This is a genomic window from Vibrio sp. 1159 (assembly GCF_033340395.1).
GTDB lineage: Bacteria > Pseudomonadota > Gammaproteobacteria > Enterobacterales > Vibrionaceae > Vibrio > Vibrio alginolyticus.
The window spans coordinates 1-17,766 of sequence record NZ_JAWOWL010000050.1; the positions used below are offsets into that span (position 1 = coordinate 1).

At 45.9% G+C, this 17,766-nt stretch carries 18 protein-coding genes; 16 read left to right on the forward strand and 2 right to left on the reverse strand.

What is annotated here, in order from left to right:
• The 15 genes from R7127_RS24320 to fliJ all read left to right on the forward strand — a co-directional run.
• On the forward strand, positions 1-195 hold a 195-nt coding region (locus R7127_RS24320; RefSeq protein WP_031855108.1), incomplete at its 5' end, for a flagellin.
• A 288-nt stretch (positions 196-483) separates the two neighbouring features.
• Positions 484-1,614 carry a flagellin gene (locus R7127_RS24325; RefSeq protein ID WP_005380449.1) on the forward strand — a complete coding sequence of 377 codons (1,131 nt, stop codon included), beginning with the start codon at positions 484-486 and terminating at the stop codon, positions 1,612-1,614.
• Positions 1,615-1,706: 92 nt separating this feature from the next.
• Positions 1,707-2,141, forward strand: coding sequence for a flagellar protein FlaG (gene flaG, locus R7127_RS24330; RefSeq protein ID WP_005380451.1), 435 nt, complete (start codon positions 1,707-1,709; stop codon positions 2,139-2,141).
• 21 nt (positions 2,142-2,162) lie between these two features.
• Positions 2,163-4,157: a flagellar filament capping protein FliD gene (fliD, locus tag R7127_RS24335; protein WP_005384492.1), complete on the forward strand. Its 1,995-nt coding sequence runs from the start codon at positions 2,163-2,165 to the stop codon at positions 4,155-4,157.
• A gap of 3 nt (positions 4,158-4,160) precedes the next feature.
• A complete protein-coding gene (locus R7127_RS24340; protein ID WP_005380456.1) occupies positions 4,161-4,466 on the forward strand; it encodes a flagellar protein FliT in 306 nt (101 codons plus the stop codon).
• A gap of 12 nt (positions 4,467-4,478) precedes the next feature.
• On the forward strand, positions 4,479-4,889 hold the full coding sequence (fliS, locus tag R7127_RS24345) for a flagellar export chaperone FliS (RefSeq protein WP_005380457.1): 411 nt from the start codon (positions 4,479-4,481) through the stop codon (positions 4,887-4,889).
• Positions 4,890-5,176: 287 nt separating this feature from the next.
• Positions 5,177-6,643, forward strand: coding sequence for a sigma-54 dependent transcriptional regulator (locus R7127_RS24350; RefSeq protein WP_318148607.1), 1,467 nt, complete (start codon positions 5,177-5,179; stop codon positions 6,641-6,643).
• A gap of 199 nt (positions 6,644-6,842) precedes the next feature.
• Complete coding sequence (locus R7127_RS24355; RefSeq protein ID WP_005380459.1) at positions 6,843-7,874, forward strand: sensor histidine kinase; 1,032 nt, start codon at positions 6,843-6,845, stop codon at positions 7,872-7,874.
• A gap of 36 nt (positions 7,875-7,910) precedes the next feature.
• The gene (locus R7127_RS24360) at positions 7,911-9,320 is read left to right on the forward strand and encodes a sigma-54-dependent transcriptional regulator (protein WP_033907105.1); all 1,410 of its coding nucleotides are present in this window, start codon (positions 7,911-7,913) and stop codon (positions 9,318-9,320) included.
• A gap of 122 nt (positions 9,321-9,442) precedes the next feature.
• Positions 9,443-9,754: a flagellar hook-basal body complex protein FliE gene (gene fliE / locus R7127_RS24365; protein ID WP_005384482.1), complete on the forward strand. Its 312-nt coding sequence runs from the start codon at positions 9,443-9,445 to the stop codon at positions 9,752-9,754.
• A gap of 14 nt (positions 9,755-9,768) precedes the next feature.
• Complete coding sequence (gene fliF / locus R7127_RS24370) at positions 9,769-11,511, forward strand: flagellar basal-body MS-ring/collar protein FliF (protein ID WP_053306693.1); 1,743 nt, start codon at positions 9,769-9,771, stop codon at positions 11,509-11,511.
• On the forward strand, positions 11,504-12,559 hold the full coding sequence (gene fliG / locus R7127_RS24375; protein ID WP_005380470.1) for a flagellar motor switch protein FliG: 1,056 nt from the start codon (positions 11,504-11,506) through the stop codon (positions 12,557-12,559). Before fliF ends, fliG begins: the two co-directional genes overlap by 8 nt.
• A gap of 71 nt (positions 12,560-12,630) precedes the next feature.
• Positions 12,631-13,431 carry a flagellar assembly protein FliH gene (fliH, locus tag R7127_RS24380; RefSeq protein WP_005394317.1) on the forward strand — a complete coding sequence of 267 codons (801 nt, stop codon included), beginning with the start codon at positions 12,631-12,633 and terminating at the stop codon, positions 13,429-13,431.
• A gap of 3 nt (positions 13,432-13,434) precedes the next feature.
• On the forward strand, positions 13,435-14,754 hold the full coding sequence (gene fliI, locus R7127_RS24385; RefSeq protein ID WP_005384474.1) for a flagellar protein export ATPase FliI: 1,320 nt from the start codon (positions 13,435-13,437) through the stop codon (positions 14,752-14,754).
• A 6-nt stretch (positions 14,755-14,760) separates the two neighbouring features.
• Positions 14,761-15,204 carry a flagellar export protein FliJ gene (gene fliJ / locus R7127_RS24390; RefSeq protein WP_005380474.1) on the forward strand — a complete coding sequence of 148 codons (444 nt, stop codon included), beginning with the start codon at positions 14,761-14,763 and terminating at the stop codon, positions 15,202-15,204.
• Positions 15,205-15,244: 40 nt separating this feature from the next.
• On the opposite strand, the gene R7127_RS24395 is transcribed toward fliJ, so the two are convergent.
• Together R7127_RS24395 and R7127_RS24400 are read right to left on the reverse strand one after the other, a co-directional pair.
• Positions 15,245-15,559, reverse strand: coding sequence for an NIPSNAP family protein (locus R7127_RS24395; RefSeq protein ID WP_005380475.1), 315 nt, complete (start codon positions 15,557-15,559; stop codon positions 15,245-15,247).
• A 39-nt stretch (positions 15,560-15,598) separates the two neighbouring features.
• Entirely contained in the window at positions 15,599-15,742 is a 144-nt protein-coding gene (locus tag R7127_RS24400) for a hypothetical protein (protein ID WP_005394314.1), read from the reverse strand.
• A 97-nt stretch (positions 15,743-15,839) separates the two neighbouring features.
• Between R7127_RS24400 and R7127_RS24405 the strand changes: the two genes are divergently transcribed.
• Complete coding sequence (locus R7127_RS24405; protein ID WP_054866626.1) at positions 15,840-17,693, forward strand: flagellar hook-length control protein FliK; 1,854 nt, start codon at positions 15,840-15,842, stop codon at positions 17,691-17,693.
• Positions 17,694-17,766 lie beyond the last annotated feature (73 nt).

Here is a 17,766-nt window from a genome sequence, read left to right on the forward strand (position 1 = left end):
CGTTTCAACCACGCAATCAGCAACTTGGACAACATTAACGAGAACGTGAATGCGTCGAAGAGCCGTATCAAAGATACAGATTTCGCGAAAGAAACGACGGCAATGACCAAGTCACAAATTCTATCGCAAGCGTCAAGCTCAATCCTTGCGCAAGCGAAACAAGCGCCAAACTCAGCGCTAAGTCTGCTAGGTTAATTTCAAACCTAAGACGAGAACCTCATTGGCTCGTGGTGAGAGATGAGCGAGTAAACCCAGCTTCGGCTGGGTTTTTTTCTGTCTTTTGGGGCCCCAGGATTTCTGCGAATCACGACATTAGAGCTTCATCACATTTCAGTAAGCCAAAGAAAATAATCGCAAAAAATTGAAAATTTCTTCTAAAGGATATTCATCGGTCGCCGTTAAAGGGACTGAGAGAAATGAGATGTACCTAAGTGAGGTGAGAGACACGACGGTACATTCACTAAAGCCTTAAGGAGATCAATTATGGCGATTAACGTTAATACTAACGTTTCTGCGATGACTGCACAGCGTTACCTAAACCAGGCAGCTGACGGTCAACAAAAATCAATGGAGCGTTTGTCTTCGGGTTATAAAATCAATAGCGCGAAAGACGATGCTGCAGGTCTACAGATTTCAAACCGCTTGAATGCACAAAGCCGTGGCCTAGACATGGCAGTGAAAAACGCAAACGACGGTATTTCTATTGCACAGGTTGCTGAAGGTGCAATGAATGAATCTACCAACATCCTACAACGTATGCGTGATCTTTCGCTTCAATCTGCGAACGGTTCTAACTCAAAAGCAGAACGTGTAGCGATCCAAGAAGAAGTAACAGCGCTAAACGACGAGCTAAACCGTATTGCTGAAACTACCTCTTTCGGTGGTAACAAGCTTCTAAACGGTACTTACGGTACTCAATCTTTCCAAATCGGTGCGGACTCAGGTGAAGCAGTGATGCTTTCTATGGGTAACCTACGCTCAGACACTTCAGCAATGGGTGGTAAGAGCTACGCAGCAGAAGAGGGTAAAGACGCATCTTGGACTGTTGGTGAGAAAACAGAGTTCAAAATGAGCTACACCAACAAGCAGGGTGAAGAGAAAGAGCTATCAATCAGCGCTAAGCAAGGCGATGATATTGAGCAGCTAGCGACATACATCAACGGTCAAAACGATGATGTAAAAGCCTCTGTTGGCGAAGATGGCAAACTACAAGTATTTGCTTCTTCTCAAAAAGTTGAAGGTGATGTTGAGTTTTCTGGCAACCTAGCAGACGAGATCGGCTTTGGTGGCCCGAAAGACGTAACAGTGAAAGACATCGACGTAACCACAGTAGCTGGCTCTCAAGAAGCAGTAGCGGTTATCGACGGTGCTCTTAAGTCCGTAGACAGCCAACGAGCTTCACTCGGTGCTTTCCAAAACCGCTTCAACCACGCAATCAGCAACCTAGACAACATTAACGAGAACGTTAACGCGTCTAAAAGCCGTATTAAAGATACTGATTACGCGAAGGAAACCACTGCGATGACTAAGTCGCAAATTCTTCAGCAAGCAAGTACTTCAATCCTGGCTCAAGCGAAGCAGTCTCCATCTGCAGCGCTAAGCTTGTTGGGCTAAGTGGTAAACCCAGCCTGAGGTCAACACCTTAGTGCTGGGGCACCAAAGCGATAGATTCTATCGTTAGCCCATAAGGTGGAAGGGAGATTGTAATGGATATATCCTCCTACGCATCGAACATCCAGCCTTACGGCACGCCAAATGGCACAAAGTTTGCAAATAAAAATGGCAATGATATAGGCACGTCTAGCCCAGCAAATTCAAATGGTGAGATTTCGCCGCAAAAAGCGAAAAACACCGAATACGACTTCTCTGTTCAAGCTGCGCTCGAGATGGCTGAAAGCCGTCAAGAACTGAACAAAGAAGAACGTGAAAAATTGGTCGCGCAAATGAATGAATTTGTCACGTCCATAAACAAAGGAGTCGCATTTCGAGTGGATGAAGAATCCGGACGAGATGTGGTGACGATTTATGAAGCCAATACCGGTGACGTGATTCGTCAAATTCCTGATGAAGAAATGCTAGTGGTATTGCGTCGCCTAGCTGAGCACACAGCCAACAGCGGGTTGTTGACTGAAAAAGTGTAAGTCGTTTTTAGAGGTGATTTGATGAGTTTAGGCCCTTTGGGGATGTCTGGCGGCATGGATATTAATTCCATGGTCAGCAAAATTGTGGATGCCGAACGCGTACCAAAGCAGCAACGCATCGACAACGAACGCACGACAATTAATGCCAGTATCAGTGCTTACGGGCGACTCAGAGAATCATTGGATACGATGAAAAATCTCATGGCGAACTTTCGTCAGGAGAAAGCATTTGCCGTTCGCACCGTCGAAACGACCAATGACAATATTGTATCTGCCACGGCAACCACAGATGCTATCGCTGGCAAATATGCTATCGATGTGTTGCAGCTTGCTCAGAGCCATAAAGTCGCTTCTGACGTATTGCCAGAAGACGCAAAATTTGGCCCTGGTAAGCTGCAGATTTCGCTTGGTGATGAGCGTTTTAATATCGATGTTCGTTCCCGATCTAAGCTCATCGATGTCGTACGTGGCATCAATGGCGCTAAAGATAACCCTGGCGTTCGTGCATCTCTTATTAACGACGTCGAAGGTCCACGCCTTATCCTTGCTTCTAACCTCTCTGGTAAGGATCATCAAATCAGAGTCAGTGTGGAGGCAGAAAAAGGCAACCCTCTTAAATATTTCGAATACCAAACACTTGAAGACCGCGTCAACGCGCTTGAAGAAGCTCGTTCAGCGGCGGAAGATGTCTTAGGTCCTCTTAAATTTCCGGAACAACCAGCAGAAGAGCTGGATGCAAACGGCAATCCTCTACCTCCAGAAGAGCAAAAAGCGGCAGACGATGTACAAGATGATGCATCGCAAGCGCCAATCTCTGCGGCGGGTGCAGAAGCAGCCAAAGCTGGTCAAGAAGCCATTGATGAAGCCAACCGACGCGCGAGTTTACGCCCTGAAGACAGAATTCCAGGGTGGACAGAAACTGCGTCAGGTACTTTGTTGGACTCTTATGAAGAACCAGAGCTCGAACTCGACGAAAAGGCAATAGAGAAGGCACCAGATGTACCAGGCTGGAATAATGCCGCATCGGGCACCCTAACCGATTCTTACGTTACGACGAAAGAGGCTAAGCAGCTTCTTGAGCAAGAAAAAGCGGAAATCGAGCAAAAAATTGCGAGTGAAAAGCAAGCGTTAGACGAAAAAGTGGCACGTGGTGAACTTTCCGAAGCTCAAGCTAAGCAAATTCATCGCGCTAAACTTGATCCTCAAGAACGTGAGCGTCTGGAAAAAATTGATGAAGCAGAAGCGAAAATCGCAAAGGCACAATCTGCTTTTGAACAATACCTTGGAATGACAGAAGTACAAGCAGGGCAAGATTCAGAAGTTCTGCTTGATGGCGTGGCAAAGCTATCTAGCCACAACAATGTGATTGAAGATGCGATCGAAGGTGTTGATTTAACACTAAAAGGCAAATCAGAACCGAATAAACCGCCTGCTGAAATTGGTGTCGAGTACGACCGTCAAAGTGTACGCAACGATATCGAAAACTTTGTGGCAGCGTATAACTCGTTTTATCAAACCTCCCAAGCGTTGGCGAGTGTGGATCCGGTAACTGGTCAAAAAGGGCCGTTGTCAGGTGACAGCACCGTACGCAGTGCAGATTCACGATTAAAATCGGTCTTTTCTACTCGAATCGATAAGGCGCCTGAAAACCTAAAGTCCTTAACAGAATTTGGCATTACGACCACACGTCAAGGCACCCTAGAAATCAACTATGACATGCTAGATCGCCAGTTGAACAATAACTTCAACGAGTTAGAAAAGTTCTTCGGTGGCAACACAGGTTTTGCTAAACGAGTAGAAGATGCGATTCACGGTATCACAGGTATTACAGGCAGTATTCGTACTCGAGAAAAAAGTCTCACAGAACAAAACTACCGTTTGAGTGACGATCAAGCGGCATTAGATCGCCGCATGGAAAGCCTAGAGAAGCGTACTCATGCGAAGTTTACCGCGATGCAAGATGCGACCGGTAAAATGCAAGGCCAGTTAGGCGCTTTGATGAGTGCGTTGGGTTAATAAATGCAAAAAGAACTCATGGAAATTAGTGATATAGATCAACTAATTACGCAAGAATTAGAAAAAATTGATTTTAATGCTGAAGAAATTCTTCGCTTGGTCGATATCAGGGAACGGTTATTGCAAAACCTGTTACCAATTATTCATCAAAATCCTTTGGTTAAGCAGGATGCAGAGTGGCAAGCATTGCTAACTCGTACCAAAAGAATTGTCGAGCTGATGCAATCGGAAACGTCAAAGGTCGGAAAAGAGCTCCATAAGTTTCGTTATGGCCAGCGTTCACTTCAGCAGTACAAAAAATTTATTTAAAAGAGGATTACTATGCGCGGTTCTTTGCAAGCATACAAAAAGGTATCAGTCGACAGCCAGCTTAGCGCGGCTTCTCCGCACAAAGTCATTCAAATGCTTATGGCTGGTGCGATTGAGCGCCTTATTCAAGGTAAAGCAGCCATGCAAGCAGGCAATATTCCAGCAAAAGGTGAGCGCTTGGGTAAAGCGTTAGACATCATTATCGCGCTACGCAGCTGTCTATCTATGGATGACGGTGGTGATATTGCTTCAAACTTAGATTCACTGTATGAGTTTATGATCACGCAAATTTCTGCTGCTAACCATCAAAATGAGCCTCAGCTGATCGACGACGTTATCGACATTATCCGTGAGATCAAGTCCGCTTGGGACCAAATCCCAACAGAGTTTCATAATCTTACCGCTGCTGAAGTTGGTATTTAATAGTCAAAACAATGCGTTAAGATACTAGACGAATATATTTGTCAATTGCGCAACGAGTTGTGTAGCAAAGTTTCTATCAAGCTCACACCTCTCCATTGCTTGGTTGCCTTATTTTTATATTCAAATAAAATAGAAGCCATTAGTAGCCCTAATGGCTTTTTTGTTGCTGATTTTCCTATTTTGTCTATCGTAAATTGAGTGTGGTGGTTCTGCCTTCTTTAGCACCCAATTGCGCAAATCAAGGTTTGGCCGCAACGCACCTAAAATAAAGGCAATCATTCTTACTTATGCATGGTTTGGCAAAGCTGCTTGTAATTGATGATGACGCATCAAGTCGTTTAAATTTAAGCAATATATTGGAATTTGTTGGAGAAAATTGCGAAGCGGTCAGTTCTGATCAGCTCAGCGATGTTGATTGGTCTAGCGTATGGTCGTGCTGTATTGTTGGTAATATTCCAGCAGGTCAAGCGGCGAGTACGGTTATCTCTCATTTAAACAGCGCTTACCACATCCCTCTTCTAGTCATGGGCCGTTTTCCTTTGCCTGTTGATGATCTTCCAAATTTTGTTGGTGAACTAGAGCTGCCGCTTAATTACCCACAGCTTAGTGAAGCGTTACGCCACTGCAAAGATTTTCTGGGGCGAAAAGGAGTGAATGTTGTTGCTAGTGCACGCAAAAACACGCTTTTTCGCAGCTTAGTTGGTCAAAGTAGAGGTATTCAAGAAGTTCGACATCTGATTGAGCAAGTATCAAACACGGAAGCAAACGTGTTGATCTTAGGTGAGTCCTGTACGGGTAAAGAAGTTGTTGCGCGTAACATCCACTATCATTCTTCATACCGCGATGGCGCATTTGTACCTATTAACTGTGGTGCAATACCACCTGAGCTCCTAGAAAGCGAATTATTTGGTCATGAAAAAGGCGCGTTTACTGGTGCGTTAACTGCCCGTAAAGGTCGATTTGAGCTCGCAGACGGTGGCACGATCTTTCTTGATGAGATTGGCGATATGCCAATGTCGATGCAAGTAAAGTTGCTTCGTGTATTGCAAGAACGCTGCTTTGAACGTGTAGGTGGCAATAGTACCATCAAGGTAAATGTTCGAGTTGTGGCGGCGACACACCGTAATCTAGAAAATATGATTGAAGAAGGCACGTTCCGAGAAGACTTGTTCTATCGTCTGAACGTGTTTCCAATTGAGATGCCAGCGCTGAAAGAGCGCAAACAAGATATACCATTGCTGCTACAAGAACTGATGACACGTTTAGAGGCGGAAGGCGGACAACCTATCTGCTTTACACCTCGTGCAATCAACTCACTTATGGAGCATAACTGGCCGGGCAACGTACGCGAGTTGGCTAATCTTGTTGAGCGAATGATTATTCTGTATCCAAATAGCTTGGTGGATGTAAACCATCTACCAACCAAATATCGCTACAGTGACATCCCAGAGTTCCAACCAGAGAGCAATCCATTTGTTTCGGTGGAAGAGCAAGAGCGTGATGTATTCCAAGATATCTTCTCTGAAGATTTTAGCTTTGAAGATCAAGACGACCTTAATCACAGCATGAACGCCCCGCAAGCGCTGCCACCGGAAGGGGTTAATTTGAAAGAGCTGCTGGCTGATTTAGAAGTTAATATGATCAGCCAAGCATTAGAAGCGCAGGGTGGTGTTGTAGCAAGAGCGGCCGACATGCTGGGTATGCGACGTACTACGCTGGTGGAAAAAATGCGTAAGTACAACTTACAGCGCTAGGTAAAGTGAAGTTTTAAGACGATATCTGAATAATCACTTGGGCTGGTTAACATCGTTTTTCTGGCATCCAAAACCGTTATCTCTGAGTGTCAACTTATTGTCGATAGCTTAACGTCCTGATAAATATAGAAAATAGCTTGGTACGCTAATTGCTTACCAAGCTATTTTAGTTTTAGCGGCGATATTTCGACAGGCAGTAATGGATAACAACACCAATCAATCCCATTTAGATTCCGTAGAGAATCAGGTTGAGCGCTACAAACAGGTGCTCGATGTGATGCCTGCTGGAGTGATTTTGCTCGATACGTACGGAGTAGTCCGTGAAGCAAATCCAGAAGCGCACCGAATTCTTGAGATTCCACTGGTTAACGAAAAATGGTTCAACGTTATCCAGGCGGTGTTTGACCCACGTGAAGATGATGGCCACGAAGTTTCATTACGTAATGGCCGTAAAGTTCGACTCGCCATCTCGGCGTCCACAACAGGTCAATTGATCCTGATTACCGATTTAACCGAAACCCGTTTACTTCAAGCTCGTGTCAGTGATTTACAGCGCTTATCGTCGTTAGGACGTATGGTTGCGTCGCTTGCTCACCAAGTAAGAACGCCGCTGTCGAGCGCTATGTTATATGCATCCAATTTGGGAGCGCCAAATCTCCCTCCAGCGACAAAAGATCGCTTCCAAACCAAATTAATGGATCGTCTGCACGATTTGGAAAAGCAGGTTAATGATATGCTGCTTTTTGCTAAAGGTGGTGATAATAAAGTCATTAAGCCATTCACGATTGCCCAGTTGGTAGCGGAATACCAGCCGATGGTCGAAACCGCGCTAAAAAACAACAGTATTGATTACTGCCTAGAAGTGGAAGAAGAACAAACTGAGCTACTAGGCAATGCGAACGCCATTGCATCCGCATTGAGTAATCTGGTCATGAATGCGATTCAAATGTCTGGTAAAGAATCGCAAGTCGATATTTTTTTCCGCCCGGTAAATGGTGAGTTACGCATTTCTGTGCAAGACAGCGGACCGGGAGTGCCCGAAGAACTGCAAGCCAAAATCATGGAGCCATTTTTTACCACACGTTCTCAAGGAACTGGATTAGGGTTGGCAGTTGTTCAAATGGTTTGCCGTGCCCATGACGGTCGATTGGAACTTATTTCAGAGCAGGGTGATGGAGCCTGCTTCACCATGTGCATTCCGCTAGAGCGAGTGCAAACAGAAGCGCAATAAGCGGCGTTTGGTAATAACAATTTCTGGAGAATCATAATGGCGCAAAGCAAAGTGCTGATCGTAGAAGACGATGAAGGTCTTCGTGAAGCCCTAGTCGATACTCTGGCTCTGGCAGGGTATGAGTGGTTGGAAGCGGACTGTGCTGAAGATGCACTGTTAAAGCTGAAATCGAATACGGTTGATATCGTCGTTTCTGATGTGCAAATGGCGGGTATGGGTGGCTTAGCTCTGCTCAAAAGCATCAAGCAGAATTGGCCTAACTTACCAGTATTGCTAATGACGGCGTACGCCAACATTGAAGATGCCGTGTCTGCAATGAAAGATGGCGCGATTGACTACATGGCGAAACCATTTGCACCAGAAGTATTGCTGAACATGGTCAGTCGATATGCACCGATCAAAAGCGATGACAATGGTGACGCGGTCGTGGCAGATGAAAAAAGTCTGCGTCTACTTGCGTTGGCCGATAAAGTGGCACGTACAGATGCGAATGTTATGGTGCTAGGTCCTAGTGGCTCAGGTAAAGAAGTGATGTCGCGCTATATTCACAACGCGTCAAATCGTAAAAATGGTCCTTTTGTCGCAATTAACTGTGCCGCGATTCCTGACAATATGCTCGAAGCAACACTGTTTGGCTATGAAAAGGGCGCATTTACTGGTGCTGTTCAGGCATGCCCAGGAAAGTTTGAACAAGCACAAGGTGGCACAATCTTACTTGATGAAATCAGTGAGATGGACTTGAACCTGCAAGCGAAGTTGTTGCGTGTTTTGCAAGAGCGAGAAGTAGAGCGCCTAGGTAGTCGCAAAAGCATCAAGTTAGATGTTCGTGTGTTAGCGACGAGTAACCGTGATCTTAAGCAATACGTGTCAGAAGGAAACTTCAGAGAGGACTTATATTACCGCCTGAATGTATTCCCAATTGCGTGGCCTGCACTTAAAGAACGTAAAGGCGATATTGCACCGCTTGCCAAGCATCTTGCTGAGCGTCATTGCAGCAAAATGGGCATGCCAGTGCCTCAATTCTCGACCGTTGCGTTAGAAAAACTATTGCAATACCCTTGGCCGGGTAATGTTCGTGAATTGGATAACGTGGTTCAACGAGCGCTGATATTAAGTGAAAATGGCGACATCGATGCTGAGCACATTTTGCTTGAGGGCATAGATTGGCAAGATGCCAATAGCTTACAACACGTGGTGCAAAATGCAGATATGGTCGTGCCCAATGTTAAGCCAGTTGCGCAAGCTGAGAATGTCAGCCGCCCCGTAACTGGTGGAGAAGGCTTAGGCAGCGAGCTGCGCGATCAAGAATACGCCATTATTTTAGAGACTTTGGTTGAGTGTAATGGTCGACGCAAAGAAATGGCGGAGAAACTGGGTATAAGTCCTCGAACCTTGCGCTATAAGCTTGCCAAAATGCGTGATGCTGGTATAGATATCCCGAATTAACACAGACAACGGCCATAAGACAAAAAGTGTAAGTAAATTGATTGCTAATGTCTTATGGCACGTTAATTGCTGTGTCAATAATCAGTTTTGTTAATAGTCAATCTTTTGGCTTAGAGGTGCTAATGAAAATTGATGGTATTCAGGCAGAAATGCGCGCCATGATGGTAGAAGCAACCAATACGGCTCCTACTGCAAGTGGGGCGAAAGTTGGAGCGGATTTTAACGATCTCCTAACTAAAGCCATCAATAACGTGAACACACTTCAAAAAGCATCTGGTGATTTACAAACCCGTTTTGATCGTGGTGATGCCGATGTATCCCTTTCTGACGTTATGATCGCTCGTAACAAGTCTAGTGTCGCTTTTGATGCGACGGTTCAAATTCGCAATAAACTCGTTGAGGCATATAAAGACCTCATGAACATGCCAGTGTAATTTAGGTAATAAGTGTGGCAGACAAGTCTACAGATTTAACCGTCACTGAAGGCGGCTCAGATGGTGCACTGGTAGCAAGTTCCGATGTGGATGTGGAGAGTCAAAATCCAGATCTAGAGGAGCGCAGTGCGTCAAAATTCGATATGGCAGTGGGCGACCTCGATTTACTTCGTCAGGTTGTGCTTGTGCTGTCGATATCCATCTGTGTTGCATTGATCGTGATGCTGTTCTTTTGGGTCAAAGAACCGGAGATGCGCCCACTTGGTGCGTATGAGACCGAAGAATTGATCCCCGTTCTGGATTATCTGGACCAGCAGAAAATCAATTATAAGCTTGATGGCAATACTGTTTCTGTTGAATCGAGTGAGTACAACTCGATCAAACTTGGCATGGTTCGTTCCGGCGTTAACCAAGCTACAGAAGCAGGCGATGATATTTTGCTGCAAGACATGGGTTTTGGTGTTTCACAACGTCTCGAGCAAGAGCGTCTCAAACTCAGTCGAGAGCGCCAATTGGCTCAAGCAATTGAAGAAATGAAGCAAGTTCGCAAAGCACGAGTGTTATTGGCACTGCCAAAGCACAGCGTATTTGTGCGTCATAACCAAGAAGCGTCTGCGTCGGTATTTTTGACATTGTCGACAGGCACGAACCTTAAGCAGCAAGAAGTGGATTCTATTGTCGACATGGTAGCGAGTGCCGTGCCGGGAATGAAAACTTCTCGAATTACCGTCACAGATCAGCATGGCCGCTTACTCAGCTCAGGCTCCCAAGATCCTGCTTCTGCGGCGCGACGCAAAGAACAAGAATTAGAACGCAACCAAGAACAAGCGCTGCGCGAAAAAATTGATTCCGTACTATTACCCATTTTAGGTTATGGCAACTATACGGCGCAGGTTGATATCCAAATGGATTTCAGTGCGGTTGAACAAACTCGCAAACGCTTTGATCCAAACACCCCTGCGACCCGCAGTGAGTACGCACTCGAAGATTACAATAACGGTAACATGGTAGCGGGTATTCCGGGTGCGTTGAGTAATCAGCCTCCAGCGGATGCCTCTATTCCGCAAGATGTGGCTCAAATGAAAGATGGTTCTGTCATGGGGCAGGGTTCAGTTCGTAAAGAGTCCACGCGTAACTTTGAGCTAGATACCACCATCAGCCACGAGCGAAAGCAGACCGGGACGGTGGCTCGTCAGACCGTTTCTGTTGCGATTAAAGACCGTCGTCAAGTTAACCCTGATACGGGTGAAGTGACTTATACCCCAATGTCCGAATCTGAAATCAATGCCATTCGCCAAGTATTAATTGGTACCGTTGGCTTTGATCAAGGCCGTGGCGATTTGCTGAATGTATTGAGTGTAAAGTTTGCTGAGCCAGAGGCTGAGCAGCTAGAAGAACCACCAATTTGGGAGCACCCTAACTTCAGTGATTGGGTTCGTTGGTTCGCAAGTGCATTAGTGATTATTGTGGTTGTGTTGGTTCTGGTTCGCCCAGCAATGAAGAAATTGCTTAACCCTACCAGCGATGATGAAGACGAAATGTACGGACCAGACGGCTTGCCGATTGGTGCGGATGGTGAAACTAGCTTGATTGGCAGTGACATCGAAAGCAGCGAACTGTTCGAGTTTGGCTCAAGTATTGATTTGCCAAACCTTCATAAAGATGAAGATGTATTGAAAGCGGTTCGCGCTCTGGTTGCTAATGAACCTGAACTGGCTGCTCAAGTAGTGAAAAACTGGATGAATGACAATGGCTAACGATATCGTACCTCAAGATGATAACGCTGCGGGAATGCCAGTAGAGCTGGATGTTTCAACCATTACTGGCGAAGAAAAAGCGGCAATTTTGCTACTGAGTCTTAATGAACAAGATGCAGCTGGCATTATCCGTCATCTAGAACCAAAACAGGTTCAGCGTGTTGGTAGTGCGATGGCTCGCGCGAAGGATCTCAGCCAAGACAAGGTATCTGCTGTTCATCGTGCGTTTTTGGAGGATATCCAGAAATACACCAACATTGGTATGGGCAGCGAAGACTTTATGCGTAATGCACTGGTTGCCGCTCTTGGTGAAGACAAAGCCAACAACTTAGTTGACCAGATTCTACTTGGTACGGGCTCAAAGGGTTTGGATTCTTTGAAATGGATGGACCCACGCCAAGTGGCGAGCATTATTGTCAATGAACACCCACAGATTCAAACTATCGTACTGTCTTATTTAGAAGCAGACCAATCTGCAGAGATTTTGTCTCAGTTCCCTGAGCGCGTGCGTTTGGATCTGATGATGCGTATTGCCAACCTTGAAGAAGTTCAGCCATCAGCATTGGCAGAGCTGAACGAAATCATGGAGAAACAGTTCGCGGGTCAAGCGGGTGCACAAGCAGCCAAAATTGGCGGCCTGAAAGCAGCAGCGGAGATCATGAACTACCTAGACAACAACGTCGAAGGTTTGTTAATGGAACAAATTCGCGATCAGGACGAAGACATGGCGACGCAAATCCAAGACCTAATGTTTGTCTTCGAAAACTTAGTCGAGGTGGACGACCAAGGTATTCAGAAGTTGCTGCGTGACGTACCACAAGACGTGTTGCAAAAAGCACTCAAAGGTGCAGATGACTCGTTACGTGAGAAAGTCTTCAAGAACATGTCTAAACGTGCTGCTGATATGATGCGTGATGATATAGAAGCGATGCCGCCAGTACGAGTGGCAGATGTAGAAGCCGCTCAGAAAGAAATCTTAGCAATTGCCCGTCGAATGGCGGATGCTGGTGAGCTCATGTTGTCTGGCGGCGCTGACGAATTCTTATAATTTCTATTGCTTCGCAATTATCCTATTGCGGAGCACCCTCACTTCTTAATCGAACACACAATAGGTAACCCATGGCTGGCGATAGAAAACGTGGATTTATCCGTCCTGATGAAGATGATTCGATGATCGAACCTCAACGTTGGGGGCTGCCTGATTATGGCGAGCCTAAAGCCAAACAAGCAAAACAAACCGCGTTCAACTATGACCCGGGATGGGTGCCGAATTTTGATGAGCCTGAAGAAGAGCAGCCACTTGCGCTAACCGAAGAACAAATTGAACTGATTAAGCAAGGTGCTTATCAAGAAGGCTTACATCAAGGTCAGGAAGCTGGCTTTAAGCAAGGTTACGACAAAGGTAAAGAAGAAGGGTTGCAAGCCGGCCATGCTGAAGGTCTCGAGCTCGGAAAAGCTGAAGGGGTAACTGCAGGGCAAGAATACATTCAGCAGCAAGTTGAAACCTTCATGAACTTGGCCAATCAGTTTGCTCAACCTTTGGAGTTGATGAATGCTCAGGTTGAAAAGCAGCTGGTGGATATGGTGCTCTGTTTAGTTAAAGAAGTGGTGCACGTTGAAGTACAAACCAACCCTCAAATTATTTTAGATACAGTGAAGCAGTCGGTTGAAGCGCTACCAATATCAGGCCACCCTATTACCTTGCACCTGAATCCAGAAGATGTCGCGATTATTCGTTCAGCTTATGGTGAAGAAGACCTTAATTGTCGCAACTGGACGTTAGTTGCTGAGCCATCGCTCAATCGAGGTGACGTCCAGATTGAAGCAGGTGAATCAAGCATTAATTATCGCATGGAAGAACGCGTCAAAAGCGTATTGCACAGCTTTTGTGGCGCAAACCGTCATCAAGAGGGTGAGTAATCCATGCAAGCACTCGCTGACCGCTTAAAAAGCTACAAAGTTGAAGGCCTTACGACGCGCCCTGTCGCCTCTGGCAAACTGGTGCGTGTGGTTGGGTTAACGTTGGAAGCAACCGGCTGTCGCGCACCAATTGGCAGTTTATGCTTAGTGGAAACCATGTCAGGTCAGATGGAAGCCGAGGTTGTCGGCTTTTCAGGTGACAACCTATTTTTAATGCCAAGCGAACAAATTACGGGCATTTTACCTGGCGCGAGAGTCACCCCTTTAACCAGTGACGCTGGTTTGCCTGTCGGCATGGAGCTACTTGGGCGCGTGATAGACGGGGTTGGGAATCCACTTGATGGACTTGGCCCTTTGTATACCGATCACCGTGCCTCTTTTAATGCCGAACCAATCAACCCATTGGCTCGAAAGCCAATTTCTGAACCGCTCGATGTTGGCCTAAAAGCTATCAATGGTTTGTTGACGGTCGGTAAAGGTCAGCGTATCGGTCTGTTTGCAGGTTCTGGTGTGGGTAAATCGGTCACGCTTGGCATGATGACGCGAGGCACCACCGCACAGGTTGTGGTCGTCGGCCTGATAGGTGAGCGTGGACGTGAAGTTAAAGAGTTCATCGAAGAGATCTTGGGTGAGGACGGTCGTCGCCGCTCAGTGGTGGTCGCGGCGCCTGCCGATGCTTCACCTCTAATGCGCTTAAAGGGGTGCCAAACGGCATTAACGATTGCTGAATACTTCAGGGACCAAGGGTTAGATGTTCTGCTATTGATGGACTCGTTGACTCGTTTTGCACAAGCACAGCGTGAAATCGCACTTTCTGTTGGTGAGCCGCCAGCGACGAAAGGTTACCCGCCTTCTGTATTTGCCAAGCTGCCAGCGCTGGTCGAGCGAGCGGGTAATGGAAGTGCCGAACAAGGCTCGATTACGGCGTTCTTTACCGTGTTGACCGAAGGGGATGATTTGCAAGATCCGATAGCGGATGCATCGCGAGCCATTCTTGATGGCCATATTGTACTTTCTCGTGAAATGGCGGATGCAGGCCATTATCCGGCGATTGATGTCGAGAAGTCGGTGAGCCGTGTTATGCCGCAAATCACGACTGAAGAGCACGTTTTGATGTCAAAAGCGGTGCGACAGGTCTTGTCTATTTGTCGCAAGAATCAAGATTTGGTCTCGATTGGAGCGTACAAACCGGGTACCGATCCTGCTATTGATGGCGCATTTACTTTGAAACCGAAGTTAGATGAATACTTGCAGCAGAGCATGAAAGAATCGGTGCCATACGATATGTGCGTCAATATGCTTAGAAACATTTTGGGTGGGTGATAGCGCATGAATAATGCGATGGAGTTTCTACTTGAGCAAACTAAGGATCGTGAAGACCAAGCTGTGCTTGCACTGAACAAAGCGCGTTCTGAACTCGAAGATTATTACCGTCAGGTTGAACAAATTGAAAAGTATCGGCTTGATTATTGCCAGCAACTCGTCGACCGTGGTCAGGCGGGCCTAACGGCAAGTCAATATGGACACTTAAATCGATTCCTTACCCAGCTAGATGAAACTTTATCTAAGCAAAAGCAAGCAGAAAGTCATTTCAAAGAGCAGGTTGAAAACTGTAAAGAATATTGGTTAACCGTGCGTAAAGAACGCAAATCCTATGAGTGGATGATAGACAAACGCGAAAAAGAGAAACAACTTGCTGAAGCTAAGCGCGAACAAAAGCAAATGGACGAGTTTTCCACCTTACTTTACAGTCGAAAACCACATCGTTTCTAAACGTTATCGGTTCGATATTGCATTACGGTGTTGCAGCTGACTACATCTCTACCGATTCAAGTAAGGTAACTTTGATTGAGTCTTGTTCAATTAACTCAAACACCTTCGGTCGAATCTCGCGAACCCACCACTCGTTGTATGTTTTTTCGTAGAGAGCCTGGCGTGCTTGTTCATTGTCGAACTCTCTAAGCCAAACAAAATAGTCATGTCCATCATCACCAGTGTGGACGTAAGTATTCAGTACACGCATGCCTTGTGAACGTTGATAGGGCAACAGTTCTTCCTTCATCCAACTTAGCCACTGTTCTGTTTTGCCTGCTCTGATTCTATATTGGCGTAATTCTGTGATCTTCAAAGTGATTCCTTAATTGTTAAGTCAAATGTCTGTTTACGCTTATCGTTTTTCAAAGTCAATCAAGTAGCTGTACATCATGTTAGGAACCAGGTTCTCGGATAGTACTGTTGATGTTTGTTCCATAAACATGCCATCTATTAGCTTACCGAGAATTGGCTCAATATTGTGGTGTGATTTTTGCATTTTAGCTGTCAGTGTCGGGTCTTTTTGACCTTTGTTTGCCGCCAGTATTGCTGTCTGTCAGCGATACGCTCAGAGCCACGAGAACGAGAGTTTCTAAATGAGTGTGAATTTGTCCCATGTATCTGCGACTACCAAGACGCCAGTTTCTGATGTGTCCGCTAAAGCGTCCGCAGAGAGCACTGAAAGCAAGGGATTTTTAGAAACGTTAACCGATGCGTTTGCTGGTAAACAAAAGCCCGAAAAAGTAGCAACAGAATCGACAGTGGTTGAAGAAAAAGAAAGAGCGGATGTAGGCAGTACTTCTTCTGCTAACGTCTCGGACGAATTGTTGGCGCAAGAAAGCCAAGAATCCGTCAGTGACGGGACCCATGATTTTGATGAAATATTAGCAAACAAACCGAATGCAACCTTAAGTGAAGAAGTAAGTTTACAAAAGGCGAGTAACAGCACACCTTTGGAGCATGATGTTGAAGCTATTGAAAAAGTGAAATCAACATCAATTGATACGAGTAACCCATCAAATACAATGGACGTAAAAAGCACGATGGGCGAAGGACAACAGCTTCTTGGTCGAATTGAACAAGCGAATCAAACCCTGAATGCGAGTAATGCATCCATCGATAGTGGCAAAGTTTTGCCTCAGAGCGCGAATTTAGTGCATTCGTTCCACGAGCAAGCAACCGTTTCGACACACCTTGATGAGCTGGCTTTGAATGAAACGCCATCAGTTCATTCGCTTGAACAAGCACAGATGATCCCAGGACAAGACTTAGAGCCAATTTTAGATAAGAATGGTCAACCTATCGATGTCGACAAACTTTCGCCTGAGTTTGCTGCTTGGCAAGAGCTAGCGAAACAAGCCAGCCATCCGACGGCTAAGAGCGCAGTCAGTGGTGAAGTAGCTAATGATCTGTCGCCGTTGTTAACAGACGTTGATGGTTCCAACATCGACGCGCTTCCACGAGTCTCCTTGGATGAACTTGAAGTTATAGATACTAAGTTGGCGCAAGGAAAACCACTGACTCAGCAAGAAGCTCAGATCATTGAAGGGTTGAAACAAGGAACGATCACGGCGGATATTCCTGAGCAAGACCTTGCCCAATTTGTTGCGCTCCCTAATGACATTAAACAGATTCTAGCAGAGCAACAAGTACAACATAACTTAACTCGCCAGGCTGGACCTATGGCAGTGTCTCAGCAAATCCAGCATACAGCGGCTCAAGTACCCCAGCCACAAGCTGCTCATAGTGGAGATAAAGTCGCATTATCTTCAACGCCCGATACGTTGATAGCCGCGCAAGTGCCGACGTCGCTTCAAGGTGTGAAAGACGGAGAGATTAGCCAGAAAGTGATGAACGCAGCATTGTCGACTGGTGCGCTAAAGGCGACTGCGGATAAACAAGATAAGCCGGACCTCCAACACGGTTTCGCTGGACAGCTTCAGGCTATGGCAGGTCAGCAAGGAATTAATGTACAGCAACAAGCGCGTATTGATGCTGCACAACAAGCTCAGCTTCCGTTGCAACTAACTAAAGAGCTAGCCAACGAGCAAGTTGCGGAAAAAGTGCAAATGATGATGTCGAAGAATCTGAAAAATCTCGATATTCGTCTTGATCCACCAGAGTTAGGTCGTATGCAAATTCGTATGACCATGAATAATGACGTTGCCAATGTACATTTTACAGTGAACAACCCGCAAGCTCGTGACATTATTGAACAGACGCTCCCTCGTTTGAGAGAAATGTTAGCGCAACAAGGTATGCAGCTGGCTGATTCTTCCGTCCAGCAACAAAACAGCGGGCAACAGCAAGGTAGATATACTGCTGAACAACATGGTCAAAGCGCGCAAAGTGGCGGTTTTTCTGGACAGTCCGAAGAGGGTTTTGAATCTGATGTCAATCTGGATTTGAATGTCGCTTCAAAGCGTGATGGAATTAGTTTTTACGCATAAAAGGCCGTTTAACGGCAATGGAATATGGTTACCAAGCAACTCACTAAAACGTCTTGGTAACTCAAAAAAAACA

Excerpts from the sequence above, each read along its gene's own strand:
- R7127_RS24350 (WP_318148607.1), top strand. The coding sequence starts at position 5,177 with ATGCATGGTTTGGCAAAGCTGCTTGTAATTGATGATGACGCATCAAGT.
- R7127_RS24340 (WP_005380456.1), top strand. The coding sequence starts at position 4,161 with ATGCAAAAAGAACTCATGGAAATTAGTGATATAGATCAACTAATTACG.
- R7127_RS24325 (WP_005380449.1), top strand. The coding sequence starts at position 484 with ATGGCGATTAACGTTAATACTAACGTTTCTGCGATGACTGCACAGCGT.
- fliS (WP_005380457.1), top strand. The coding sequence starts at position 4,479 with ATGCGCGGTTCTTTGCAAGCATACAAAAAGGTATCAGTCGACAGCCAG.
- R7127_RS24405 (WP_054866626.1), top strand. The coding sequence starts at position 15,840 with ATGAGTGTGAATTTGTCCCATGTATCTGCGACTACCAAGACGCCAGTT.
- flaG (WP_005380451.1), top strand. The coding sequence starts at position 1,707 with ATGGATATATCCTCCTACGCATCGAACATCCAGCCTTACGGCACGCCA.
- fliD (WP_005384492.1), top strand. The coding sequence starts at position 2,163 with ATGAGTTTAGGCCCTTTGGGGATGTCTGGCGGCATGGATATTAATTCC.
- fliJ (WP_005380474.1), top strand. The coding sequence starts at position 14,761 with ATGAATAATGCGATGGAGTTTCTACTTGAGCAAACTAAGGATCGTGAA.
- R7127_RS24400 (WP_005394314.1), bottom strand. The coding sequence starts at position 15,742 with ATGCAAAAATCACACCACAATATTGAGCCAATTCTCGGTAAGCTAATA.
- fliI (WP_005384474.1), top strand. The coding sequence starts at position 13,435 with ATGCAAGCACTCGCTGACCGCTTAAAAAGCTACAAAGTTGAAGGCCTT.
- fliH (WP_005394317.1), top strand. The coding sequence starts at position 12,631 with ATGGCTGGCGATAGAAAACGTGGATTTATCCGTCCTGATGAAGATGAT.
- R7127_RS24360 (WP_033907105.1), top strand. The coding sequence starts at position 7,911 with ATGGCGCAAAGCAAAGTGCTGATCGTAGAAGACGATGAAGGTCTTCGT.
- R7127_RS24355 (WP_005380459.1), top strand. The coding sequence starts at position 6,843 with ATGGATAACAACACCAATCAATCCCATTTAGATTCCGTAGAGAATCAG.
- fliG (WP_005380470.1), top strand. The coding sequence starts at position 11,504 with ATGGCTAACGATATCGTACCTCAAGATGATAACGCTGCGGGAATGCCA.
- fliE (WP_005384482.1), top strand. The coding sequence starts at position 9,443 with ATGAAAATTGATGGTATTCAGGCAGAAATGCGCGCCATGATGGTAGAA.